Source organism: Paenibacillus sp. BK033 (genome assembly GCF_004345425.1).
Lineage (GTDB): Bacteria > Bacillota > Bacilli > Paenibacillales > Paenibacillaceae > Pristimantibacillus.
Window position 1 is genome coordinate 41,230 of the sequence record NZ_SLVP01000009.1, and the last position, 23,624, is coordinate 64,853.

Consider the following 23,624-nt stretch of genomic DNA (forward strand, 5'->3'; position numbering starts at 1 on the left):
GAATGTAGAGTGACTCTTCGGATTGGTATTGCGGGAACAGGCTGGTTTGGACGGATGCATGCGGAAAAGCTTGCTGCGATGGATGGGGTAAGCGTCAGCGCGTTTTGCGGGACAAGCCTCGACAAGGCGGAAACGGCAGCAAGGCCTTATAGCGATGCTCGCGGTTACGACACGATTGAAGCGATGCTTGAGGACCGCAAGCTGGACGCGGTTTATATTTGCACGCCGCCATTTGCTCATGGCGAGATTGAATTAGCGCTTGTGGAGCGGGGGATTCCTTTCCTCGTCGAAAAGCCGATTGGCGTAGACGAGGAGACACCTTCCCGGATCCGTCAGGCGATTGCGGATAAAGGACTTATTACGTCGGTTGGTTATCATTTCCGTTATATGGACAGCACAAACCATGCGAAAGAGCTCCTTGCGGACCGCACGCCGCTGATGGCCCTGGGCCAATGGATGGGCTCGATGCCGGGCGTATACTGGTGGCGCAAGATGGAGACCTCCGGCGGACAGTTTGTGGAGCAGACGACGCATATCGTGGATTTGACCCGTTATTTGCTTGGCGATGTGAATGAAGTCTATGCGGCGTATGGCAGCAGACATATGGCTCAGGTGGAAGAGGGCGTTACGGTGCCGGATGTCGGTACGGTAACGATCAAGCTGGCGAGCGGGGCCGTTGCCACGATCAGCAATACTTGCGCGATTCCGGCCGGGGGCCATGCCGGACTTCAAATCTACACGAACACGGGCGTGCTGCAGGTTACGGGCGAAGCCCTGGTGGATATCGAAGCCGATAAGAAAACCGAGTACAAATCCTCGAACAATCCGTACGTACGGGAGAACGAAGCTTTCCTTCACGCAGTAAGAACAGGCGACAGCAGCCAGATTCTGTCCACTTACGAGGATGCTTGGGAGACGCACCGCGTAACCATGGCAGCCAATGAATCGGCAAGAACGGGCCTGCCCGTTAAGCTGAGATAGCTGTTTGACGGCGCGTAATAAAGTTAACATAAAGGTGCTTATCGTTATTTGACGATAGGTACCTTTTTTTGCGTTACAGGTTTGCGGGGTTAAAGGTTAATGCCGGAAACCTGCCTGCTGAGGCTCTTAAGGATGCCGAGCTTTTGCTCGAAAGAAGTCCAAATATGATCACACCGGAAACGCGGGCGAAAAATTTAGCTTTTAAATAACAGCTTCACGCAAGGGCCTCCCGATAATTATCGGCGGGCTCTTTATCGTTATTCACCTTGCTGGTAAGCTAGTAACTAGCACTTATACGATAAAGGAGACCAACAATGAGAGGACTTGCCATCTTGCTGGGATACACCCTATTGGGCAACGCGATACACTCCCTGCTGTCCGTGCCGATCTCGGGGAACGTTATCGGAATGGTATTGCTCGTCATCAGCCTGTTTGCAGGCTGGGTGAAGCTGGCGTGGATCGAGGAGACCGCGCAATTTTTTCTGAAGCATATGATGATCTTTTTTGCGCCCGTTATCGTGGGCACGATGATGTTTTTTGGCTTAATAGGAGATCAGTGGCTAGTCATAGCGGTTGCGCTCTCCGCCGGCACAATAATCGTCATTCTAGTTACAGCCTGCGTAACGGCATGGCAAACCGGAAAGGCCAAGGAACGTACCTATGAATGAAGCCTGGTTTCAACAGCCGTTGTTCGGCTTTACAATCACCGTATTATTTTATGTCGGAGCCCAGCTCCTTAATAGCCGTTATAAATGGTTAAACCCTCTGTTCGTAACATCGGGAGGCATTATCCTGCTGCTGCTGCTTTGCGATATTCCTTATGAGGCTTACCAAGCGGGTGGAGACATCATTACCTTTTTCCTTGGACCGGCTACGGTAGCTTTAGCGGTTCCCTTTTACAAAAACTTTCAAAAGCTGAGAGATCAGCTTATGCCCATTGTTATTGGCGTCAGCGCCGGATTGGTATGCGGGCTGCTTGCGGTATGGGGAATCGTTCATTTTCTCCATGGTTCGAAAGAGGTCATGCTCACCATGCTGCCTAAATCGGTAACAACGCCTATTGCGATAGAAGTTGCCGATTTGCTGGGCGGAACGCCCGAGCTGGCTGGCGTGTTTGCCGTACTGACGGGTCTCCTCGGCAGCATGGTTGGACCTGGCATCCTCAAAATGTTAAGATTCCGCAGCGATTTGGCCATTGGAGCAGCCATGGGGACGGCGGCACACGGCATCGGCACAGCGCGCATTATGCGAGACTCCGAGATCCAAGGCGGCATCAGCGCCTTTGCCATGGGGCTATCGAGCATCTTGACGCCGCTGTTTTGCATACCGCTGATTTGGTGGCTGTAATGGGAAATTATTTTATATCTGGGGGGGCTAATCTATGTTCAAAGCAATAATAAATAAGGAAACCTATCTTTCTCTTTTAGAGACAAGGCATGCAAATGAACTTTATCAATTAATTGATGGCAGTCGAGAAAGTATTCGGGAATGGCTGGAGTTCCCGGACCTAACCCATCAGGTTGAGGATACGGATGCCTTTATTCGTCGATCATTAAAAAGATTCTCAGAAAACGACGGTTATTGGGCCGGGATCTGGTATCGTAATAAGCTTGCAGGCTCAATAGGTTTTTTATATATAGATTGGAAAAATAAAAAAACGGAAATTGGCTATTGGCTAGGAAAAGAGTATGAAGGGCTAGGATTAGCAACAAACTCATGTAAATTAATGATCAATTATGCTTTTGAAGAACTGGGACTCCATAAAGTACAAATCGGAGTTGCAGCAGACAACTTAAAAAGCAGAGCCATCCCAGAACGATTGAAGTTCTCTAATGAGGGGGTAATTCGTCATTACGAATTGCTGCATGGCATGCATTTGGACAGGGTGGTATATGGGCTGCTAAGAGAAGAATGGGAAACTATAATTTGAGTTATTGACTTTAACATAAAATAGACAAGGTACCTATCGTCCGTCGACGAGAGGTGCCTTTTTTCGTTACCGCGTGCCTACGACTTTGGGAATAAAAACCAATAAAAGTGGAATTTTTCCCAATAATGGATTCCTTACGCCTGTCAGAAATTGGTCCTATAATTATGAATGCGGTTACAAAATAACGCACAAAAAAACAAGGATCATTAAAAGGGAGGCAAAGCATGAAACGAATGAAACGCGCTTTAATGGGGATCTCCACATTGCTTGTGATGACAACAGCTCTCGCAGCGTGCGGCGGAAACTCAAACTCGAATTCGAATTCGAACGCAAACTCATCTAGCCCAAGCCCGACAGCATCTGAGACAGCATCAGCGGAACCGGCAAAAAGTGACGGCAAGAAAGTCACGATCAACCTCTGGAGCTTCACGGATGAGATTCCGAACATGACGAAAAAGTATCTCGAAACTCACCCAGACGCAAACGTAGAGTTCAAAACAACCGTAATCGCAACAACCGACGGCGCTTATCAGCCTGCGCTCGACCAAGCACTGGCAGGCGGCGGCAGCGATGCTCCGGACATCTACGCAGCCGAAGCCGCGTTTGTTCTCAAGTATACACAAGGTGACGCATCCACTTATGCCGCTAACTATGCGGACCTGGGGTTGACCGACCAAATGGTTAAAGACGCGGGTATCGCCCAATACTCCGTTGATATCGGCTCGAAGGACGGCCAGCTGAAAGGTCTTGCTTACCAAGCAACCGGCGGCGGCTTTATCTATCGCCGTTCGATTGCCAAGGACGTATTCGGAACGGATGACCCTGCAGCCATCAAAACGCAAGTTGGCCCAGGCTGGGATAAATACTTCGCGGCAGCCGAGAAGCTGAAAGCGAAAGGTTACGCGATTGTATCCGGCGACGGCGACATCTGGCATCCAATCGAGAACAGCTCCGACCAAGGCTGGGTTGTGGACGGCAAGCTGCATATCGACCCTAAACGCGAGCAATTCCTTGATTTCTCCAAAAAGCTGACAGACAACGGCTACAGCAACGGAACGCAGGACTGGCAGGAAGCCTGGTACGCGGATATGTCCGGCGCAGGCGCAAAACCGGTATTTGGTTTCTTTGGTCCGGCATGGCTTATTAACTACGTTATGAAAGATCAAGTCAAAGATACAAACGGCGACTGGGCAGTTACAGAACCGCCAACTGGCTTCTTCTGGGGCGGCACATGGCTGCTTGCCAACAAAGACGTAACGAAGGACGATGCGAAGAAGAAAGCGGTAGCGGACTTCATCAATTGGGTTACGCTCGATACTTCCGAGACAGGTCTCCAATACTACTGGGCGAACGGCACGATGAAGGAAGGCGAGCAAGGCACGAAGGACAGCGTAGCTTCTTCCGTCGTGATGTCGAAGTCGAACGGCGAAGTGGCGTTGCTCGGCGGACAAAACATGTTTGACGCATTTGTTCCGGCTAACGCCAACGCAACGGGCAAAAACCTCACGCAATACGACGAATCGATCAACCTGATCTGGCGCGACCAAGTCCGTGCTTACGCTTCCGGCAGCAAGAGCCGCGAGGCTGCACTGAAAGACTTCAAGCAAACGGTTAAAGACCAACTCGGTCTCGAAAGCGAATAATAGGCGCCAAGGGGCGGGAGCATGATCCCGCCCCTTTATATCAATTGATGGGGTGAGAGCATGCGCCGCAAGGGAGTCAACTACTCGAAATACGGCTATATTTTCAGTATTCCTTTTATACTAGCGTTTCTTATTTTTTCTTTGTATCCAACACTGTACACGGCCTTTATCGGCTTCACGGATATGAAGGGGGTTATTCCGAAGCAGGTTCATATTCTGGATAATCCGTTTGGAAATTTCAAAGACCTGATTCTTAACAACGTTTCGTTTAAACAATCTCTTGTGAACACCTTTGTACTCTGGATTGCCAATTTCATTCCGCAGATTGGGCTTGCGCTTTTGCTTACGGCTTGGTTTACCAACAAACGCCTTAATATTAAAGGGCAAGGCGCGTTTAAAGTTCTTCTCTACATGCCGAATATTATCACGGCGAGTACGATCGCCGTGCTTTTCAGCACCTTGTTCGCTTATCCGATGGGGCCGGTGAACAGCTTGTTCCACGCGCTGGGGTGGAGCGATGCTCCCATTCAATTTCTTCAGGATAAGAACACGGCAAGGGGCATTGTTTCGTTCATCCAGTTCTGGATGTGGTACGGCAATACGATGATTATCCTGATCGCAGGCGTAATGGGGATTAACCCGGCACTCTTTGAGGCGGCGGCCATTGACGGAGCAACGGGCACTCAAACCTTTTTCCGCGTGACTCTGCCAAGTCTTCGAACAATCCTGCTGTACTCGCTTGTTACCTCCATGATCGGCGGGCTGCAGATGTTTGATATTCCGCAGCTGTTCATCACACCTGCTGGCGGTCCGGATAATGCCACGCTGACGACATCGGTATTCATCTACGGGCAAGCGTTCAAGGGAGCTTATATGTATAACAAGGCCGCGGCGGCCAGCATGATTATGTTCCTCATAGCGGCCGTATTGTCCGCGCTCCTGTTCTATCTGATGCGCGACCGCGGCGAGGCGAAGCTTAGAAAGCAGCTAAAGCTGCAAGAGAAAGCTGCAAAAGCAGCGGCAAAGGGGGTGTGAGGGATGGCGAAAATAGAGAGAACAGCAACGGTCTCCCGGGGCATCAACAAGACCATTATCTACATTGTCTGCATTGGCCTTGCGCTGCTTAGCATCCTTCCATTCTGGGTGATGTTCGTGAATGCAACGCGTTCTACGGCGGAGATTCAAAGCGGACTGTCATTGATTCCTTCCACGCATCTCAAGACTAACTGGGATGTGCTGACCAGCAAAAGCTTTGATCCGTTAAAAGGGTTCTTGAACTCGTTCATTATTTCGGCTACATCAACCGTCTGCGCCGTTTATTTCTCTTCTCTAACGGCCTACGGGCTTGTTGTGTACAATTGGAAATGGCGTCAAACTTTCTTCACGTTTATCCTGTGCGTGATGATGATTCCGGCGCAGGCCAGCGCGATTGGCTTCTATCAATTTATGTACCAGCTGCATTGGACGAACAGCTTCCTGCCGCTCATTTTGCCTGCGATCGCGGCTCCGGCCATCGTATTCTTCATGCGCCAATACCTGCTGGCAACCCTCTCTTTGGAGATTGTTGAAGCATCGCGCATTGACGGTTCGGGCGAGTTCGCAACCTTTAACAAGATTATCATTCCGATTATGATGCCGGCGGTTGCGACGCAAGCCATCTTCGCTTTTGTGGCAAGCTGGAACAACCTGTTTATGCCTCTCATCCTGCTCACGGACAAATCGAAGTATACGCTGCCGGTTATGGTCAGCCTGCTCCGGGGCGATATCTATAAAACGGAGTTTGGCTCAATCTATATGGGCCTGGCGTTAACGGCCTTGCCGCTATTCGTTATTTACTTCCTGTTATCCCGGTATATTATCGCGGGCGTAGCGCTTGGCGGGGTTAAGGAGTAGCGTGGTTATAAAATCGAAAGAGGCTGCCTCAATGGGCAGTCTTTTTGTTGTCTTTATTGGGTTGACTGCAACGCCAGACGAAGTAGATCCGCAAATACGGGAAGACTACTACTATGGATCGACTGGCCTCTGACATTATTCATTCTATACAAACTGTGTTAAAATTGATTTGTCATTTTTCAACCGGTAGACGGATACTGAGCTCGAGTAAAAGAAATCATAAAGGGTGTGTCGAGATGTCGAAACTCCAAGAGATTATTACTGTTTCCAGAAAAATCATTTATTATAAGGGCTACCAAGCTACATCGATAAGCGATATTTTGGACAAGGCTCACATCGGCAAAGGTCAGTTCTATCACTACTTTTCGTCCAAGCGCGACCTTGGTCTTGCCGTCGTCGATGATCTGGTTAAGGAATGGGATAGGGATGTATTCGAAGATATTTTCGCATCCAACCTTGATCCTATTGAGAAATTAAATAAAATGCTTGATAGGACGTTAACCATCCATACAGACGAAGAAGGGAAATCGGGTTGTCCCGCAGGGAACCTTGCCATCGAGATGAGCGAACACGACGAGACGTTTCGGGAAAAAGTCCAATATATATTTGACCGATGGATTTCCTCGATCGAAGGTGCGCTCAACGATCTGAAAGCACAGGGGCATCTAACGTCGGACATTGATGCCAAACAGCATGCACGAGCCATCGTATCCATGATCGAGGGCGCCATTTTATTAAAGAAAAGTCAGAAAGAAGCCGACTTTCTCACAAACGCCATCGCGATCATTCGCTCGCAATATCGGCTTTCTTGATTCGAGATGACTTCCGATTTTTTCTATTGCGCAACTAAAACAGTTTTGTTATGATCGGTTTGTACCGAACGGTAGGTACAGATACATCGATCAGGAGCTGGATTATATCTATGTCTCTCTGCATAATTTCTTTTCTAAGCCCCTCCGAGGCATGGAAAGTAATAAATCCCGGATGGAAATCCTGAAAGAGCTAGTAGGAAACCGAACTGTACTCATTGGCGTTGGCGAAATTACGACTCCGGAGCAAGCTGCAGCCGCCCTATCTTCCGACGTGGAGCTTGTCGCACTTGGAAGAGCGCTTCTACTCGACCCGGACTGGCTTGGCAAGGTTCGAGAAGGTCGAGAAGGTCGAGAAGATCAACTTAAGAACAAGTTATTCCAAAGAGACTTACCGGAGCTCTTATTTCCTAAGAAAATGTGGGAGCACCCTGATATTCTCCCATTAATCCAGGCTGCTGACGATTAAGAGAACTTACTTGATATTTTTCCGGAGGAGAGGTTAAGCCCTTCCTCCTCTTTTATAGGAGGAATATGTTTATGAAAACGGTTAAATTCGATTTAAATGAAAAGGTAGCTCTCGTTACCGGTGCGGGCCGGGGGATTGGACGAACGATTGCCGAAGGGTTGGCACAAGCGGGGGCTGATGTCGTTTTGACTGCGCGGACCGAAACGGAGGTACTAAAGGCTGCAGAAGAAATACATCTTGCAACCGGCCGGCGCACGCTCGGAGTTTTATGTGACGTTACGGATAAAATCTCCATTCATTCAGCCGTTCAACGGATATTGAAAAGCTTTGGGAAAATTGACATTTTAGTTAATAATGCCGGGACGAATGTACGCCATTCCGCTTTTGATCTTAGTGAGGAAGAATGGGATTTCGTCGTCGACACCAATTTGAAATCCGTTTTTCTTATGTCTCAGGCGGTAGGAACTCATATGGTAGAACGCCGAAGCGGACGTATCGTCAATATCGCGTCCGCAGCATCCGAATTAACGTTATCTTTCTCATCGGCATATGGGCCAAGCAAAGCGGGCGTCGTACATTTAACAAGACAGCTTGCCAACGAATGGGCTAAATTCGGAGTTACCGTAAATGCAATCAGCCCTTGGTTTTTCCGAACTTCTCTTAACGAAAAGGCTCTTGATGATCCGGATAACAAAAAGTTAATCGAAGAGCGTACGCCAATGGGAAGGTATGGCAGTGTTGAGGAATTAGTCACCCCTGTCGTATTTTTTTGCCTTGAAGGTTCGGGTTATATTACAGGTCAAAACTTGTTTGTTGACGGAGGAGCTGCACATTACGGCGTCTGATAAACTTCGTCCTCTAGCGGCTGCTACACTTTAAAACTCTATGGGTAGTCCGCGAATCCCGAGTGGTTCGTCCGGACGAGCGAAAGACGGCGACCATTTGAAATGTAATCGCCAATAATACGACCTCGGGAACAAGAAGCTGCGTAGTGTATGCTTATTACTCTACCGAGGAGAAACCAACTCCGCTAGAAATAAAAATCCTATACTAAGTTAACGGAGAACTTTATTTCAAAAAAACACAAAATAGCAGCCGATAGTTCATCGGCTGCTATTTGTGTTGAAGTAACGTGCAGCATCGTTGGAACATAGTATTCTTTATAAGACTGAAACAACTCATCTTAAAAGAGGGTGGGGAATTACGAGCAAGAAGGGGATAAAAGCGAGTGAAACGGCATTCGTCGAGATGGGGATATTTTACTGTTATTATTGTCATAAGTATCTTACTTAGTTATCTACCGGAAAAACTGACTGTTTTGCAGAGTTGGACATTGCCGGCCCTTGCTGTTTGCATGCTTGCAACTCTCATAATTTCCATTTTGAGGCGACACCACGAGTGGATACGAACATTCGCGATCATTACAAACAGCATGGTGATGCTCGGGCTTATCAGTAGTGTCGTTATCCTCTTGCATCAGCTTTTTACGCATGTTGCAAGTGCAAGTGAGTTATTCGGAAGTGCATTGGTACTTTGGGTGACTAATATATTCGTGTTTTCTGTCTGGTACTGGGAAATCGATCGTGGCGGACCAAATGCAAGAAATGAACAAGCAGAACGTATTCCGGATTTTCTTTTTCCTCAAATGACTCGTGAGGATTTGAAAGCCTGGAGCCCGGCTTTTTTTGATTATTTGTTTCTGGCCTTTAACACAAACACCGCGTTTAGCCCAACAGATACACTCGTATTGTCGAAAAAGGCCAAAGTTCTAACGATGATGCAGTCCTCCATCTCACTCGTAATTGTAGCGGTACTCGCGGCACGGGCGATTAACATTGCATAAAATAATCATTCAAATAACTCGACTGCAGCATACGCTAGTCATCCAGCATTGGCAGTACAGATCATTGACGGCTGTTTTTTTATGATGCTTTAGAAACCAGAAACCCGGGCGTCTTGTTAAAAGCCCCGGGTTTCTCCACGCATAGGTGATGGCCTTGCGGCAAGGTCAGCTTTTGATTGCGCCGGCCGCAATATCGGAAATAAACTGCTTGCTGACGAACAGGAACAATATAATGAGCGGGATAACCGCCAACAGCGTGCCCGCGACGACCATGGCATAATCGGTCACATAAATGCCGTTCAGGGAGGAGAGCGCCACCTGCAGCGTAAATTTGCTTTCGTCGTTCAGAATAATCAGCGGCCAGAGATAATCGTTCCAGGAACCGATGAAGGTAAATGCCCCCAGGAAAGACAACGCCGGGCGAAGAATAGGGATGGTGACGTTCCAGTAGAGCCGGAAGTAACCGCAGCCGTCGATACGTCCGGCATCTAACAGCTCGGATGGAACGGCTTCCTGCGCGTATTGGCGAATCCAGAAAATGCCGAATGCATTGGCCATGCCGGGAATGATCAATGCTTTGAATGAGCCCACCCACCCGAACTTCGCCATGATGACGAAGGAAGGAACGAGCGAGAGCTGCGACGGCGCCATCATTGTGGCGAGCAAAAGGACAAACAGCCATTTTTTGCCCGGAAAATTGAATTTAGCGAACGTAAAGCCGGCCAGGGAATCAAAAAACAAGACGAGCAAGGTGCTGCAGGAAGCTACGAACAGCGAATTGAGAAACGCGCCGACAAAATCGACATTATCGAACACCCGCGTCACATTGCTTATTAAATGCGTCCCGAACCAAAACTTGGGCGGGAAGCTGTAAATTTCCGCCGTCGTACGGGTGGCCATGACGGACAACCAGTAAAAAGGAAAGATCGAAATGACGAGTCCGATAATCAGCCCGAAATATAGCAGGATGGCAGACTTTCTTTTAACCATGCGTATCACCTCGTTTATTCATCTTTGGCACCGCCCTGAACTACCCGCCAGTTGAAGATCGAGAAGAGGGCAATTAATATGAACATGCCCCAGCCGACGGCGGAGCCGTAGCCGAAGTAATTGTTCACGAATGCCTCCCGGTACAGGTAGAGAACGATGGTCAGCCCCCCGCCGCTAACGCCGCCGTCGTTGCCGACGAGCACCTGCGATTCGGTGAAGATCTGCATGCCTCCGATGGTAGAAGTAATGACGGTGAAAAGAATAATCGGCCGCAAATTCGGGATCGTAATGCGGAAGAACGACTGGATGCCGGTTGCTCCGTCAATTTTGGCGGCCTCATAGAGGACAGTGGGGATGCTTTGGAGTCCCGCCAAATAAATGATGGCATTGTATCCGACCCAGCGCCAGATGACCATGATGGACACCGCCAGCTGGATGCCCCAGGTCTTGTTCAGCCATTCCACGGGGGAAAGGCCAAAGAGGGACAGGAAATAGTTCAGCAGCCCGTAATTGTTGGAGAATACGGTGCTGAACACAATGGCAACCGCAACGAGCGAAGTGACGTTCGGCAAGAAGTAACCGATCCGGAAGAAGGTGCGAAACCTCGTGAACGACGCATTCAGCAAAAACGCGATGATAAGCGCGAAGAACAGCATCGGAATGGACGAATAAATCCAGATCAGGAGCGTATTGCCTACCGCTTTCCAAAATTCGGGATCGGTGACCATGAATTGATAATTGTTGAGACCGTTAAAGGTCATCGTGCCAATGCCGTCCCATTTCTGGAAAGAAAGATACATCGAGAACAGAATCGGAAATAAGCCGAAGACGGCAAACAAGATATAAAAGGGGGAAATGGCCAGGTATTCTTTTCGGTGCTTCCAAATTTCAGACGCCAATCCTCGCTTCCGTACAGAGAGCTGCATGGAGCTTCCGGGATCGATTTGAGTTCGGTTCTGTAATGGTTGAGCCATAAGAATCTACCTCCATTGTGCGATGGTATGAGGCCTTAACGCAGCAGCTCCTTTTTCACTCTGGATAGCGCGTCTTTCCAAGCCTTATCCGGGTTTTTGCCTTGAAGGGCAACCGATGACAGCTCACGGTTTACGATACCGTTTAGGTTGGAGTATTTCGTCCCGAAATAGGCGGGCTTCACGTTGCGCGCGGACTCCGTAAAAATTTCACCGGTAGCTTGGCCGCCGAAAAACTCCTCTTGCGTCTTCATGACATCCGAATCAAGCGCCTTGGAGGCGGAAGGAAACAGATTCAGTTCCTTGAAGCTGGTCACCTGGTTCTCGGAATTCAGCAGCCACTTCATCACTTCGAAGGACTCCTTCGGGTATTTGCTCGTTTTCATAATGGCGAGGAAAGAGCCGCCGTTATTGCCGTCTCCGCCCGGAGCTCTCGCGACGCGCCACTTGCCCGCCGTATCCGGAGCCGCGTCCATTAGAATTTGTTTAGCCCATACGGCGCCAACGAAGGATGCGATCTTTCCGTTGTTCATTGCCGCGTTCCACTCGGTGGAGAACGTGCCTGCATTGGCGAGCAGGTCCATTTGCGAGGCTTTTACCGCAAGATCCCACGCTTTCTTCATGGAAGAGGAGGGATCCTCGCCAATGAAATTTTCGTTTTTATCAAAATAAACTTTATCCGACTGCGAATTGACCTGGTTATACACCTGTCCAATGTTGTCAAGCAGCTTCACCTTGCCGCCTAACGCCTTCTGAAGCTTCTCGCCCGCGGCGAAGTAGTCTTCCCAAGTGCCCATCATCCGATGAACCTCTTCCGGGTCGGTTGGAAGCCCCGCTTGATCGAACAAGTCCGCGCGGTAAAATAAGGCGGTCGGGCCCGTGTCGATCGGCATGGCGATCATTTCGCCCTTCGGCGTGACCCCAAGCTGCCATTTCCAGCCGAGGTAGTCCCCCTCGATGTCCTTTGCTCCGAGGTCGTACAAGTTGTAGAACCGGTCGGCGCTTGGAAACAGCTCGGTAACCCAGTCGTTAAAAGCCACGATATCCGGGCCGCCGCTGCCTGCGGCGAGCGTCGTTTTCAGCTTGGATTTGAAGTCGCCCCCGATTTTTTGGGCGTTGATGCGAATGCCCGGAAACTGCTTCTGGACCTCGTTGATCAGGTTATCGTCCAGACTCCGGTTCCAGTACCAAAGGGTAAGCGTTTTCATTTCGCTGTTAGATGAAGTTCCGTTTGAACATCCGCTAATTATGAAAACTAGAAGCAATAAACACGTTAATAATCCTCGGTATTTTGCCATCCTTTTCGGCCTCCCATCGCGGCATTTTGGTACTGCGGCAACCTCACCACCTCTTAAAAACCCTGAAATGTGTGTTCGACTTATAGAACATTATAGACGCATCCCATTCGATTTTGAACTCGCTTTCCCGAAATGAGGCGATGGTAGGACATCGCCCGAAATGCCATTATATTGCGCATGGGTTTATAGTCATAAGGAAGAACGCCACGATATCCCATAATAATATTTGCGAACTTCGTGAATATATTGTTAGATAAAACTGATGAAGTGAGACATCCTATTACCGAAAGGAATGATAACGTGATCATTATGATAAACGGGGCTTTTGGTTCAGGTAAGACTTCCACAGCCCAAATGCTGCAGCCATTAGTTGCGAATAGCATGATATTTGATCCTGAAGAAATTGGACTTATGATTAGAAAGCTCGTACCCGAGGAAGTAAGGCGCATTCATGAACAAACGGAAGATTTCCAGGACATTGAACTTTGGAAAATCTTGACCGTAAAGGTGGCGGGAGAGGTGAAAAAGAAGTATCAAAAACACTTGATTGTGCCCATGACGATCTATAAAGAGGAAAATTTCGATTACATTTACAATGGATTTAAAGAATGGGATGAAGAACTCTATCATTTTTGTTTAATAGCCTCGGAGGACACCATATATAACCGATTAGTCAAGCGCGGTGACACCGTAGGGGGATGGTCATTCCAACGGACAGCTGCATGTGTCGAAGCATTTAGGAAGGATATATTTCAAGAGCATTTAATTACGGATCACTTAAAGACAACGGAAATTGTAGACGTTATTTTAAAGAGAATAAACAACTCGACGGCGAGATTGACTTCACCTAACAATGAATAGGGCTTTTAACATCCGCAACGATCGAGGTTGTGCAACCAGGCTCGGCAAGGGAAAAAACTTTTCATTTGCCTGTTGACAACAATAAGAAAATCATATATCTTTAATTCAAGATATTTAAATTAAAGATAAAACGCATTCATACAAATGCTAATCAAAAATGAAATTGAGCATTGTGTGGAGGGACAGGAAATTTTTTACACCTTATATCTTAATTTTAAGATAATTAACCAAGGAGTGATTCTTATGTAGATGTGCCGTAGTTAAGGCAAGAAAACGTCGATTTTTTTACCGGCGCGCTTGGAAGAGAGAGGCATGATGTGACCATTAGATAAATTCGCTAAGTAAATGTAAGATCAACGCCATAACAATATTGGGGAGATGAAGGAAATGATGGATTTGGGACTTCTTGTTATTCGGGTAGTGGTAGGATTGTTGTTTGTAGGTCATGGAGCACAGAAACTGTTCGGCTTGTTCGGGGGATACGGCCCTAAAGGGACAGGAGGCTGGATGGAATCGGTTGGCATTCGTCCGGGTGTTGCTATGGCTGTCTTTGCCGGAGTATTGGAACTGTTGGGCGGGGCTTTGTTCACTGCGGGCCTGTTCACGGCAGCTGCAGGAGTGATGATTGTAATCACCATGGCAGGCGCAATAGTTAAAGTGCATGGGCCTAACGGCCTGTGGGCAACGGCAAACGGATATGAATATCCGCTGGTACTCGTGGCTTTAGCTATCGGCGTTGCACTGACCGGAGCAGGAGCTTATTCGCTGGATGCGCTGTTCTTCTAATCTGAAACGCGGGGATGAGATTTTCATCAATGATATAGCGGTCTATACAAAACGGCAGTCCATGGGCTGCCGTTTTGTATGAAACCCTATCAGGCAGCCGATAGCGGGTTCTTCAGTAAACCCCAGCCAAATGTTATAATTAGAGCGGTTTTAAATACCTCAACATTTTAGGAGAGTTACATTATGATCATCCAATTCATTCGTTTAAGGTAGTGTAAGGTACAGATCACTTAACCCGTCTATTTTTTTAACAAATAGGTTGGGTTTATTTGACTGTGCCTTTTTCATTCACCGATTACGAATGAATGGGGTGCTTTTTTATGTCGAAACCTAGTAAAAAGATGATGAGTGCAGCTGTTATTGCACGATTCCAAGAGATATTTAGATGCCCGGTATGTAACGGTCAGATGCAAATGATCAATTTACAAAGTTTAATTTGCAACCGGCATTGTTTTGATATAGCGAAGCAGGGATATGTGAACCTATTGTCGCTAGCCAAAAAAACCAAATATGATAAAAGAATGTTCGAACATCGAAGAATGATCAACAGAAACGGATTTTTTGATCCCTTGAATGCTGCGGTAAGCAATAAAATAATTAATCAACTCGGGAACAATGAACCGACAAGCATACTAGATGCAGGGTGTGGGGAAGGCTCTCATTTAACTGAAATTCAAGAAAAATTATTTCGAAAAACAACCAATTCTCTCTTGGCGGTCGGAATCGATCTTTCCAAGGAGGGGATCAGCAGCGCTGCGGCTGAATATTCCAATGCTATTTGGTGTGTTGCAGACATTGCGAACTGTCCATTTGCCAATCATCGATTCGATTTCATTCTTAACATTCTATCCCCGGCTAATTATTCAGAATTTAAAAGACTGATTGCGGATGAGAGTATGGTTATAAAGGTTATTCCTGAACGGGATTATCTTAAAGAATTAAGAGACATTTTTTACGAAGGATCTGAAAAACAGGTTTATTCAAACGAAATGACGCTGGATCACTTTAGTGAACATTTTGAGCTAACAGACGTTGAAAATGTTCGATATCAGGTGAACTTGGGCGAGTCGTCCATTAAACCATTACTTGGAATGACGCCTTTGTCCTGGGGGACAACAACGGAACGTTTGCGAAAAATCCAAGAGATGAAATTACAACAGGTCACAATGGACTTCAAGATTTTGATTGGTAAGAAATAATCTTAGTGTAATAGGTCAACGGCGGCAGCTGACACATGATGATCGGCTGCCGTTTTTATTAAGGTAAAGGGCAGGATAACGCAACAATCGAATTGTTTAGGGAGTTTTATATAGTAAAGGGGGCGATGAATTTCTTGAGGAGTATTACCAATTGGGGGATTATTTTGGGGTTATTATTTTTAATCCTTGCTGGATGCGGTAAAGAGATTTCAGGCGATGAAAAAAATGCTGAGCAATACGTCGAGCAACAAGGGTATAAAGTTATTACACGAAAAGGCGAAGTTCAAAAATACGTTTTAGACAAAAGCAAATTTTTCGAAGGAAGTGTGGAATCAACGTACAATCAACAGATATGGGGCGTTCAAAAAGAAGAACCCGACAAGTATTTCGGGAAAGAAATAACCGAATACGGATTCACAGTGAAAAATCATCCCCTAGAGAAAAAATACAATACCGAAACCAACGTCTCTGTCATGGTTTGCGATGGCAAAGTAATAGGCGGCACTTCATTCCCTGTTCAAGGAAAAGTGCTTTTAATGGGAGCGCCTTTCTCACTTGACGGTAAAACGTTAGAGGAAGTAACTGGACTGACTTATAAAGAGTGGTCCGAAAAATGGGGAAAGAAATACGGAAGATGACAGACTAACCGGAAATACTAGTTCAATTAATTAGCCAACTGCCTTTGGAAGCACGTTGGCCTAATTCTGAAATTAATGGCAGTTATGCAGAATATCTCATGTAAAGAAGAGGGGGAGCGATATGGAATACGGATGGTTTTGTCCAGCGGTACAAAAGGTTATAGCTCATGGCTTATGCTGGGAATATTTCTTCGCTGGGCGTGGTGGTCCCACAGATACATTTCATTCGGATTGAGGCTGTCCGCTTCATTGCATATAATGAAGGTACCACCCTTCGGGGAAATCGTTAAGGGAGGCTGCCATGAACGAGACCGCATTTGACGAACCATTATTTGCAAGCTTGAAGCCGGGCTTAACCTCGTTCTGTTACCGAATGCTAGGCTCCATGGACGATGCGGATGATGCCGTACAGGAGACGAGTATTCGGGTCTGGCAGAGCTGGAGCACGTTCCGGCAGGATTCCTCATTCAAAACGTGGGTCTATCGGATTGCCTCCAACCTGTGCTTGGACAAGCTGAGACAATCCAAACGCCGCGCACTTCCCGTTGACCTATTCGATCCGGCCGTCGACATCGTCGAGCCCCGCGACACGCTGCCGGACTCTGCATGGATCTGGCCGTCTCCCGACTTTGGGGGTAATCCGGAGGATCGACTCGTCCGCAGAGATACCCTTCAACTGTGCTTCATCGCTCTCCTGCAGACCTTGCCTCCGCGGCAGCGCACGGTACTTCTTTTGAAGGATGTATTTGAATGGTCTTCCAAGCAGATCGCGGAAACGTTGGCGATGTCGCCGGCAGCGGTGAACAGCGCCTTGCAAAGAGCCCGAGAGACGATGGACCGGGCGCAGCTTCGCTCGGATGAGCTCAGCAGCATGGAGGTTCAACCGGAGCAGCAGCTGCTGTCCCGGTATGTGGAGGCCTTCGAGCAATTCGATATTGATGCGCTCGTCGCGTTGTTCCACGAGGAAGGCTGCATGTCGATGCCGCCCTTCCAAATGTGGGTCCGCGGCAAGGAAGATTTGGCCGCGTTCTATTCGCTTACTCGCTGGCATTGCGAAGGATCGCGATTTGTGCCCATTACGGTGAATGGCGGTTATCCGGCGTTGGCCCAGTATATGCCGGGCAAAGAGGGCTCTGGCCTGGTACCCTGGGGCATCCACGTCATCGAAACCAAAGAAAATCAAATCCTGCACGTTCAAAACTTCATTCATACGCCATTATTTTCGCGATTCGGGCTGCCTGAGCGAATTGACCAATGAATTTCGTCATTGGCTTACGTCTATATCATTGAGAGTAACCAAATGACGAATGTCATGAGAGAGGTGTCTATTAAATTGGAAACGAGTCAACCGACGAAAGTAACCGTGCAAGCCATCATTCAAGCCCCTGTCGAGAAGGTATGGCGTTATTGGACCGAGCCGGATCACATCACGAAGTGGAATCAAGCGTCCGAGGACTGGCATGCGCCGAGAGCCGAAAACGATCTGCGGGTCGGCGGCAAGTTTCTGACACGGATGGAAGCGAAGGATGGCAGCATGGGCTTTGATTTTGGCGGCGTCTACGATGTCGTGAATCGGCATGAGGCGATCGGCTACGCCATGGAAGACGGAAGAAGAGTGGATATTGCTTTCATCGATCAAGGGAATGAAACGAAGGTCATTGAAACCTTCGACGCGGAAAGCTCCAATCCCGTCGAGTTCCAGCAAGCAGGCTGGCAAGCGATCATGGACAATTTCAAAGCCTATACCGAAAAAAACTAATCATCGCGAAGAAGACGCCGGGGAGATGCCCGGCGTCTTTCTTTTTGAATCCTATCTCCGTTAGCCTTATCCTTGTGCCGCATCCATGTTCATGCAGTTAATGGCCCACAGATGGCCGTCCAAATCCACGAAGCCCCAATGATACATGGACCCATGATATTCGGGTTCAGCGTGCAATTCCCCGCCTAAGGAGACCGCGGTATTTACGATTTCATCGACCTTTTCCCGTCTCTCGAAGGCCAATGCGATCGTCATCTGCGCATACTTGCTCGTATCGACGGATTCCTTCTCCGTGAGCGTATTAAAGAATGCTTGATTGATCAGCATGACCTGCAGGTTGTCGCCGATCACGATAGCTACCGAATTCTCGTTATCGGGGAATTGCGGGTTGAGCTCGAATCCGAGTCCGGTGAAGAACGCTTTCGATTGTCCTACGTTTTTTACAGGCAGGTTGAAGCTCGTGAATGCGGACGTTAATGCCATTTTCAAAACACCTCTTCGCAAATTAGTTTGTGTTCATTTATGCCTTCGATTATATAGACGACAGCCGATCCGTGAATTCATCGGTCTCATGGAATTTCGCTCGATGAGGATGAAAGAGTTTAAACCAATCCACTTTCACGGCAGTCGCAAGACATGGCGCACAGTCCGTTTTTAGAATTCATTTGCATTTAATAATATCGAGCGAATGAGCATGTTCGTTAACTCGGAACACGCACTGGGCCACAACATAGGCGAAGTTAAGCTATCGGGGAACATTAGGATACGGATATGACACGGAAAGGCGTGATATCGGGATCATTCATTAAGCCTCCTCCTAATAACATAAGATAAATGGATTGTAAAATCGGCAGCTTATCAGGAGGAATGAACGATGAATCAAGCATGCGAGCCTATCAGCCCTTGGGAGGAACACCGTTTTTGGCTGGAAATTCTGGACGATCACTCGGTTTTTGTCCGTGACTTTCTGTCTCCTACGGAATCTCATTGGGTTGCATTGGCCCAACAGTACAGCGAACGATTCCGTTATTTGCTCGGGCTGCTGGCGAAATTGCCAAGTCGCAACCTCCCGATCGATGACCCCGCGATGATCGAGTTCGCCCGTGTTGTCTATCCCGTAGCGGAAGGATACTATCGGCTGGAAGGTACGCTGCAAAACTTGCGGTTAACAAATCGAGTTAATTTAAATGCCACGCCTACTTATTTCAACGGAACACTGAATGAGAATCAGGAGTATCTGCGATTCTTGTCTTATGCACAGAAAGGACAGCCGTTTGAGGAGTTGTCGCTAGTCGCACTGCTTCATCTATGGATCGAGGATCAATTGGGTCACGCTATTCTGCTAAACAATGTTTTGGATCCCGTGGAAATCCCGCTTGCAACGAAAGCGCTGGGATTAGCGCAAGCCTTCCGCAATCATATGGCTAAAAACCAATCGATCGCGGGCTACTTGCGTTTCTCTCCTCCCGGCTTGCCCTTTCAACAACGGTTTGCCCGGGAAGTATCGCAAACCGTTGCCGAGTTCTACTCGTTTGTCGTGCAGATTATCGGGCAATTCGCCAATACGGAGCTCTTAAGCCGGACAACGCTGCGTTTTCTGGAACACCATTTGCCTGAGACCTGTTATTTTCTGCGCAAATTGAGCTGTTTTAATCCCGAAATCGTCATGATCCCATACTGTTCGTTAACGAAGCCGACCTTATATAAGACTTAAGCGATTCCCGGAACTCATTTTACCGCGCCTGTGCTTATCAGCTTGACATGGGTTGTAATCCTGACGTCCGCTTGGGCAAACGCATCTCCCCAGTTGTCTTCGACCTTCTTCCATTCGGACAATTGGTAAGCCTTTGCATAATAGCCGAATCCAATCGGATCAACGCGGTAACGCTGAATTTTGTTGATAAGCTTGTCACACTCCAGTTGCAGCTGCCTTGAGACTTCCTGTTCCATAACGGGAACAGGAATATTTTCTTTCCAGTTCGTCGCTTGTTCCGCTAATTCTGCCTCCGCGTGGATAGAAACGCTAAATTGGAACCGGTCTTCGCCATAGGCGGAATGAGTGTTGAGCTTGGCGTCTTTGATATTAACGGTAACAGTGCCCTTAGAAGGTAAAATGAACGTGAATTGGATCTGCCGTCCGATATCTTGCTGCAGCAATAGCAGCAAGGAGCTTTCCTTGTTATTAAGAGAACCGGCGTATTTTCCGTCATCGGTTAACAGTGCTGTTCCGACTACTTTTATTTCCCGCGGCATTGCCTTGATTTCCGTCACGTAAGGCGTAACTCGGGGATTGAGAAGCTGATCTTCCAATTGATAAGCATGAGTGAGAACGCATATCCGGTCTTCGTAGGAAGTCTCGATCTCTTCCAACAGCACGACTTCCAATCTCCCCTTATCGTCCATTTCCGATTCCATAATTTCAGCCACCGTACCATTGACCATAGCAATGTCAGCGTTGATCTCACTGCTTGGGTCCCGGAAAAGGACATCCATGTATGGATAGATCGACTTCTCGGTAAGCAGCTTTTTGCCGACCAGAACGGTTGCGAGCTTCCGTCCCGTTAACGCACCAATGCTCATGGAATCGAGCTGCTGACGGGATTGTCTGGTTGATAAGGCTGTTGCTTTCGTTATATTGTACTTTTTGGTTGCCTCCCGGCTAAATATAGGTGAGGAGGAAAAGGACTGCAACCGCCCCTCCTCATTGAGGTCTATTCCGTAAACCCCCATAATTTGCAGTTTCTCCAGAGCGGCAGGCTTACTGCATGCGGCCGTTGCCATCAGCATGATCAACGCGCACGGCAGTAGGTACCGTTTAAGTATTCTTTTCATGAATGCCGCTCCTTTCTTATGAACCGATAGCCAATCCCCCATAGCCACAGCAAGACTGGGAACAAGAAAGCGAGCAGGTACCCGGCTTTGCCGTATTGTCTTCCCATCCATTCAAGCTGCCAAACGGAAGGCTGGAACAACATCGAGAGCACAACGCAGCCAGCCAGAAACGCAATGGTGTAGTAGCGATGGTTGCTCGTGCGCAGCAACTTGTTCGCGCCCATGGCAGACATATACAGATAAGGGATAATCGTCGCGAACAGGATAATCAGATACAAGGCTACGAAAATGATCTCGAATCGCTCGACGAAAGGCAAGCGAATCAGCTTTAACAAGACGAGTGAAGGCCATACATATTCCTTGAGCGTTTCTTCGCTAAATTGAAGAAAGCTGACAACCGTAGCAATTGAATAGGTAATCAGCGCAAGCGTGTTCGCGAAAACCACACCCCGAATGGCGTGTTTCTTTTCCGTAAGGTACGGATACAGAACGAAGGCAAGCTCAAATCCCAGGAACGACAGCAGTGTGGATTTAACTGCCTGGATAATGTGCACCCATCCATTGTGTCCTATCGGAAGAAAGTTCAGCCAGTGGGCATCTTTAAGTCCCCAGAATAACGCTAGAGGCATCCAGAACGAACTCATGTAGACAAACTCGCCGAACCTTCCGACCAGCTTAAGTCCTTGAAAGGTATAAAGACAGATCGGGAGCACGAAAAGAAACATGAGAGTTTGATTGGAAATGCCCGGCAACACCCATACTTGGGTCAGGTGTACCGACCATAAGAGCATAACGAGCGCGCCTCCTGCTGTGTAACCGATCCAGAGGAGAGAGAGTCCACTGCCGATCCAAGATCCGAACAAGCGCGGGAGTAGCTCATATAGCGTATCGTTTGGGTATTTCGACATAGCGGCAATGATCAGGATGCTAGCCGTCACAGCTATCGCATAGCCAATCAGCAAGGATATCCATCCGTCGGTACCGGTTGTTTCCACGAGATCTCTAGGCAGCGTAAGAATTCCGATACCGATTTGAGTCTTATAGATGGTGAAAACAAACTGAGTAAAGCTGATCTCATGATCCTTCTGGCTAAGCGGCCTCCTCAAGCTCCATTCCCTCCCCGTCCGCCGCTCCGGTTTCTTCCTTGCCGGCGAAGCTGTGACGCGTTGGTGGAGCGCGGACGCAGCTTAAGCATAAAGAGGGGGAGGCGAACAAATATATCCTTCCAATCACGTATATCAATCGGAGCAACGGGAATGCCGTAGGGAATGCTGAGCGTTCGCATAGACATGATGACCCCGACCAAAAGGAGCATGCCGATCACAATGCCAATCAACCCGAATAAGGAGGCCGCAATCATAAACGGAAAGCGGATAAGCCTCAAAGAAGACGCCATGTCATAGTCGGGAATGATAAAGGAGGAGATCGCCGTCAGGGCAACGATGATAACCATGATGTTGCTGACGATGCCCGCTTGCACGGCCGCTTGACCGATTACGATCCCGCCAACGACGCCAATCGTCTGGCCGACCGGGCCAGGCAGCCGCAGACCGGCCTCTCGCAGCATCTCGATCGATATCTCCATCAAAAAGGCTTCGATGATGGGGGGGAACGGAACGCGCGCGCGCGACTCCCCGATCGAAAGCAGCAATTTGAAGGGCAGAACCTCGAAATGAAACGCAATGAGCGAGATATAGAATGCCGGAAGGAATATCGTTATCAGCAAAGCGACAAAACGGAGCGCCCGGAGAAACGAAGCCACCAACCAACGGTGGCTGTAATCGTCTACCGCTTGGAAAAATGACACGAAAGTGACCGGTCCGACAAGAACCGACGGCGAATGATCGATAACGAGCGCGATGCGTCCTTGCAGGAGATGCGCTACCGCAGCATCCGGCCGCTCCGTCGTTTGGAATTGAGGCAATAAATTAAAAGGATGATCGTCAAGGTATTCGGTCAGTTCGCCAGTGCTCAGAACCGCATCGACGTCGATGCTTTGGAGTCGCCTCTCCATCTCGCTAACCAAATCCGGCTGAACGATATCAGACAAGTAGAGAAGCGTAATGGTCGAGCGGACTCGCTTGCCGATAATAAATGGGTTGAGCTTGAGCTCATGGCTTGGCAAATAACGCCGAATAAGAGCAATATTTTGCTCTCCCGTTTCTACGAATCCCTGATGAGCCCCTTTGATCGTCGACTCGGTCTGCGGTTCGCTAATCGCGCGCTGCGGCCAGCCTTGCGTGTACATGATCAGGGCTTCCGCAATACCGTCAACGATTAGCGCGCTTTTCCCGGTATACAGCGACATTTCGATTTGTGGCCAATCCGAGACCGTATGCACTCTGCCTACCGTAATTGGAGCATTCGAAAGTTCATTTATGGTTTCGGTTTCAGTAATAAGGGGCCGCAATACATCATGGGTTATAGATAGCTTGTCGACAAGTCCTTCGAAATAGAGCAGTAATGCCCGTTGTCCCGATTTTAATTGAAAGGGCCGGATAACCAGATCCGGACTTTGACGGAATAAGTGCTGCGCGGTTTCCAAATTGTCGGCAAGCGATGTTGAAAGATCGTTCATTTTTCATTTCCTCCGCAAGGTCCAACAAGCTGGATTTATTTACTAGACGTAGGTTGCGCATTTGGTAAAATTTTATTCACATTACTGGCATAACTAACGAGTTACTAAGGAGCTATCCCAATGACATTCGATAACATACGGAAG

Annotated in this window: 25 protein-coding genes; 18 read left to right on the forward strand and 7 right to left on the reverse strand. The window is 48.2% G+C overall.

The window, feature by feature from the left end:
* Window positions 1-9 precede the first annotated feature (9 nt).
* The 11 genes from EV294_RS24220 to EV294_RS24270 all read left to right on the forward strand — a co-directional run bounded on the left by EV294_RS24220 (window position 10) and on the right by EV294_RS24270 (window position 9,568).
* Complete coding sequence (locus EV294_RS24220) at window positions 10-981, forward strand: Gfo/Idh/MocA family protein (protein ID WP_132311559.1); 972 nt, start codon at window positions 10-12, stop codon at window positions 979-981.
* A 314-nt stretch (window positions 982-1,295) separates the two neighbouring features.
* Window positions 1,296-1,649: a CidA/LrgA family protein gene (locus tag EV294_RS24225; RefSeq protein WP_132311561.1), complete on the forward strand. Its 354-nt coding sequence runs from the start codon at window positions 1,296-1,298 to the stop codon at window positions 1,647-1,649.
* Complete coding sequence (locus tag EV294_RS24230; RefSeq protein WP_132311563.1) at window positions 1,642-2,328, forward strand: LrgB family protein; 687 nt, start codon at window positions 1,642-1,644, stop codon at window positions 2,326-2,328. The genes EV294_RS24225 and EV294_RS24230 overlap by 8 nt, the downstream gene beginning before the upstream one ends.
* 34 nt (window positions 2,329-2,362) lie before the next feature.
* The gene (locus EV294_RS24235; protein WP_132311565.1) at window positions 2,363-2,911 is read left to right on the forward strand and encodes a GNAT family N-acetyltransferase; all 549 of its coding nucleotides are present in this window, start codon (window positions 2,363-2,365) and stop codon (window positions 2,909-2,911) included.
* A gap of 224 nt (window positions 2,912-3,135) precedes the next feature.
* On the forward strand, window positions 3,136-4,554 hold the full coding sequence (locus EV294_RS24240) for an ABC transporter substrate-binding protein (protein WP_132311567.1): 1,419 nt from the start codon (window positions 3,136-3,138) through the stop codon (window positions 4,552-4,554).
* Between the two features lie 60 nt (window positions 4,555-4,614).
* Window positions 4,615-5,589, forward strand: a complete 975-nt coding sequence (locus tag EV294_RS24245; protein ID WP_132311569.1) for a carbohydrate ABC transporter permease — start codon at window positions 4,615-4,617, stop codon at window positions 5,587-5,589.
* Between the two features lie 3 nt (window positions 5,590-5,592).
* Window positions 5,593-6,447 carry a carbohydrate ABC transporter permease gene (locus EV294_RS24250; RefSeq protein ID WP_015847142.1) on the forward strand — a complete coding sequence of 285 codons (855 nt, stop codon included), beginning with the start codon at window positions 5,593-5,595 and terminating at the stop codon, window positions 6,445-6,447.
* Window positions 6,448-6,683: 236 nt separating this feature from the next.
* Window positions 6,684-7,259, forward strand: a complete 576-nt coding sequence (locus EV294_RS24255; protein WP_165930795.1) for a TetR/AcrR family transcriptional regulator — start codon at window positions 6,684-6,686, stop codon at window positions 7,257-7,259.
* Between the two features lie 172 nt (window positions 7,260-7,431).
* Complete coding sequence (locus EV294_RS31135; protein ID WP_481856089.1) at window positions 7,432-7,725, forward strand: oxidoreductase; 294 nt, start codon at window positions 7,432-7,434, stop codon at window positions 7,723-7,725.
* A gap of 71 nt (window positions 7,726-7,796) precedes the next feature.
* Window positions 7,797-8,570 carry an SDR family NAD(P)-dependent oxidoreductase gene (locus EV294_RS24265; protein WP_132311575.1) on the forward strand — a complete coding sequence of 258 codons (774 nt, stop codon included), beginning with the start codon at window positions 7,797-7,799 and terminating at the stop codon, window positions 8,568-8,570.
* 383 nt (window positions 8,571-8,953) lie between these two features.
* The gene (locus EV294_RS24270; protein ID WP_132311577.1) at window positions 8,954-9,568 is read left to right on the forward strand and encodes a DUF1345 domain-containing protein; all 615 of its coding nucleotides are present in this window, start codon (window positions 8,954-8,956) and stop codon (window positions 9,566-9,568) included.
* 165 nt (window positions 9,569-9,733) lie between these two features.
* Here the strand turns inward: EV294_RS24270 and EV294_RS24275 are convergent, their stop codons facing one another.
* Genes EV294_RS24275 through EV294_RS24285 form a run of 3 tightly spaced genes read right to left on the reverse strand, consistent with a single transcriptional unit; the run spans window position 9,734 to window position 12,737 of the window.
* Window positions 9,734-10,558 (reverse strand): carbohydrate ABC transporter permease, encoded by an 825-nt coding sequence (locus EV294_RS24275; protein WP_132311579.1) that lies wholly within the window; start codon window positions 10,556-10,558, stop codon window positions 9,734-9,736.
* Window positions 10,559-10,572: 14 nt separating this feature from the next.
* Window positions 10,573-11,532: a carbohydrate ABC transporter permease gene (locus EV294_RS24280; protein WP_132311581.1), complete on the reverse strand. Its 960-nt coding sequence runs from the start codon at window positions 11,530-11,532 to the stop codon at window positions 10,573-10,575.
* Window positions 11,533-11,567: 35 nt separating this feature from the next.
* Window positions 11,568-12,737 carry an ABC transporter substrate-binding protein gene (locus EV294_RS24285; protein ID WP_243711781.1) on the reverse strand — a complete coding sequence of 390 codons (1,170 nt, stop codon included), beginning with the start codon at window positions 12,735-12,737 and terminating at the stop codon, window positions 11,568-11,570.
* A 399-nt stretch (window positions 12,738-13,136) separates the two neighbouring features.
* On the opposite strand from EV294_RS24285, the gene EV294_RS24290 reads away from it, so the two are divergent.
* The 6 genes from EV294_RS24290 (at window position 13,137) to EV294_RS24315 (ending at window position 18,070) form a co-directional block, all read left to right on the forward strand.
* Complete coding sequence (locus EV294_RS24290) at window positions 13,137-13,688, forward strand: AAA family ATPase (RefSeq protein WP_243711787.1); 552 nt, start codon at window positions 13,137-13,139, stop codon at window positions 13,686-13,688.
* A gap of 387 nt (window positions 13,689-14,075) precedes the next feature.
* A complete protein-coding gene (locus tag EV294_RS24295) occupies window positions 14,076-14,474 on the forward strand; it encodes a DoxX family protein (protein WP_132311587.1) in 399 nt (132 codons plus the stop codon).
* Window positions 14,475-14,794: 320 nt separating this feature from the next.
* Window positions 14,795-15,673: a putative RNA methyltransferase gene (locus tag EV294_RS24300; RefSeq protein WP_132311589.1), complete on the forward strand. Its 879-nt coding sequence runs from the start codon at window positions 14,795-14,797 to the stop codon at window positions 15,671-15,673.
* A gap of 134 nt (window positions 15,674-15,807) precedes the next feature.
* A complete protein-coding gene (locus EV294_RS24305) occupies window positions 15,808-16,311 on the forward strand; it encodes a DUF4830 domain-containing protein (RefSeq protein ID WP_243711782.1) in 504 nt (167 codons plus the stop codon).
* Window positions 16,312-16,612: 301 nt separating this feature from the next.
* Entirely contained in the window at window positions 16,613-17,569 is a 957-nt protein-coding gene (locus tag EV294_RS24310) for a sigma-70 family RNA polymerase sigma factor (protein ID WP_132311593.1), read from the forward strand.
* Window positions 17,570-17,644: 75 nt separating this feature from the next.
* Entirely contained in the window at window positions 17,645-18,070 is a 426-nt protein-coding gene (locus tag EV294_RS24315) for an SRPBCC family protein (RefSeq protein WP_207918188.1), read from the forward strand.
* A gap of 66 nt (window positions 18,071-18,136) precedes the next feature.
* On the opposite strand, the gene EV294_RS24320 is transcribed toward EV294_RS24315, so the two are convergent.
* Window positions 18,137-18,553 (reverse strand): VOC family protein, encoded by a 417-nt coding sequence (locus EV294_RS24320; protein WP_132311595.1) that lies wholly within the window; start codon window positions 18,551-18,553, stop codon window positions 18,137-18,139.
* Between the two features lie 391 nt (window positions 18,554-18,944).
* Here EV294_RS24320 and EV294_RS24325 point away from each other — a divergent pair, with 391 nt between their 5' ends.
* Entirely contained in the window at window positions 18,945-19,784 is an 840-nt protein-coding gene (locus EV294_RS24325; RefSeq protein WP_132311597.1) for a DUF2935 domain-containing protein, read from the forward strand.
* A gap of 14 nt (window positions 19,785-19,798) precedes the next feature.
* On the opposite strand, the gene EV294_RS24330 is transcribed toward EV294_RS24325, so the two are convergent.
* Genes EV294_RS24330 through EV294_RS24340 form a run of 3 tightly spaced genes read right to left on the reverse strand, consistent with a single transcriptional unit; the run spans window position 19,799 to window position 23,480 of the window.
* Window positions 19,799-20,902, reverse strand: coding sequence for a Ger(x)C family spore germination protein (locus EV294_RS24330; protein WP_165930796.1), 1,104 nt, complete (start codon window positions 20,900-20,902; stop codon window positions 19,799-19,801).
* A complete protein-coding gene (locus EV294_RS24335) occupies window positions 20,899-22,008 on the reverse strand; it encodes a GerAB/ArcD/ProY family transporter (RefSeq protein ID WP_132311600.1) in 1,110 nt (369 codons plus the stop codon). Before EV294_RS24335 ends, EV294_RS24330 begins: the two co-directional genes overlap by 4 nt.
* Window positions 22,005-23,480, reverse strand: a complete 1,476-nt coding sequence (locus EV294_RS24340) for a spore germination protein (protein ID WP_132311602.1) — start codon at window positions 23,478-23,480, stop codon at window positions 22,005-22,007. The genes EV294_RS24335 and EV294_RS24340 overlap by 4 nt, the downstream gene beginning before the upstream one ends.
* Window positions 23,481-23,624 lie beyond the last annotated feature (144 nt).

Excerpts from the sequence above, each read along its gene's own strand:
- EV294_RS24250 (WP_015847142.1), top strand. The coding sequence starts at position 5,593 with ATGGCGAAAATAGAGAGAACAGCAACGGTCTCCCGGGGCATCAACAAG.
- EV294_RS24225 (WP_132311561.1), top strand. The coding sequence starts at position 1,296 with ATGAGAGGACTTGCCATCTTGCTGGGATACACCCTATTGGGCAACGCG.
- EV294_RS24255 (WP_165930795.1), top strand. The coding sequence starts at position 6,684 with ATGTCGAAACTCCAAGAGATTATTACTGTTTCCAGAAAAATCATTTAT.
- EV294_RS24275 (WP_132311579.1), bottom strand. The coding sequence starts at position 10,558 with ATGGTTAAAAGAAAGTCTGCCATCCTGCTATATTTCGGGCTGATTATC.
- EV294_RS24310 (WP_132311593.1), top strand. The coding sequence starts at position 16,613 with ATGAACGAGACCGCATTTGACGAACCATTATTTGCAAGCTTGAAGCCG.
- EV294_RS24280 (WP_132311581.1), bottom strand. The coding sequence starts at position 11,532 with ATGGCTCAACCATTACAGAACCGAACTCAAATCGATCCCGGAAGCTCC.
- EV294_RS24235 (WP_132311565.1), top strand. The coding sequence starts at position 2,363 with ATGTTCAAAGCAATAATAAATAAGGAAACCTATCTTTCTCTTTTAGAG.
- EV294_RS24320 (WP_132311595.1), bottom strand. The coding sequence starts at position 18,553 with ATGGCATTAACGTCCGCATTCACGAGCTTCAACCTGCCTGTAAAAAAC.
- EV294_RS31135 (WP_481856089.1), top strand. The coding sequence starts at position 7,432 with ATGGAAATCCTGAAAGAGCTAGTAGGAAACCGAACTGTACTCATTGGC.
- EV294_RS24290 (WP_243711787.1), top strand. The coding sequence starts at position 13,137 with ATGATAAACGGGGCTTTTGGTTCAGGTAAGACTTCCACAGCCCAAATG.
- EV294_RS24300 (WP_132311589.1), top strand. The coding sequence starts at position 14,795 with ATGTCGAAACCTAGTAAAAAGATGATGAGTGCAGCTGTTATTGCACGA.
- EV294_RS24265 (WP_132311575.1), top strand. The coding sequence starts at position 7,797 with ATGAAAACGGTTAAATTCGATTTAAATGAAAAGGTAGCTCTCGTTACC.
- EV294_RS24340 (WP_132311602.1), bottom strand. The coding sequence starts at position 23,480 with ATGAACGATCTTTCAACATCGCTTGCCGACAATTTGGAAACCGCGCAG.
- EV294_RS24330 (WP_165930796.1), bottom strand. The coding sequence starts at position 20,902 with ATGAAAAGAATACTTAAACGGTACCTACTGCCGTGCGCGTTGATCATG.
- EV294_RS24295 (WP_132311587.1), top strand. The coding sequence starts at position 14,076 with ATGATGGATTTGGGACTTCTTGTTATTCGGGTAGTGGTAGGATTGTTG.
- EV294_RS24325 (WP_132311597.1), top strand. The coding sequence starts at position 18,945 with ATGAATCAAGCATGCGAGCCTATCAGCCCTTGGGAGGAACACCGTTTT.
- EV294_RS24240 (WP_132311567.1), top strand. The coding sequence starts at position 3,136 with ATGAAACGAATGAAACGCGCTTTAATGGGGATCTCCACATTGCTTGTG.
- EV294_RS24230 (WP_132311563.1), top strand. The coding sequence starts at position 1,642 with ATGAATGAAGCCTGGTTTCAACAGCCGTTGTTCGGCTTTACAATCACC.
- EV294_RS24245 (WP_132311569.1), top strand. The coding sequence starts at position 4,615 with ATGCGCCGCAAGGGAGTCAACTACTCGAAATACGGCTATATTTTCAGT.
- EV294_RS24285 (WP_243711781.1), bottom strand. The coding sequence starts at position 12,737 with ATGAAAACGCTTACCCTTTGGTACTGGAACCGGAGTCTGGACGATAAC.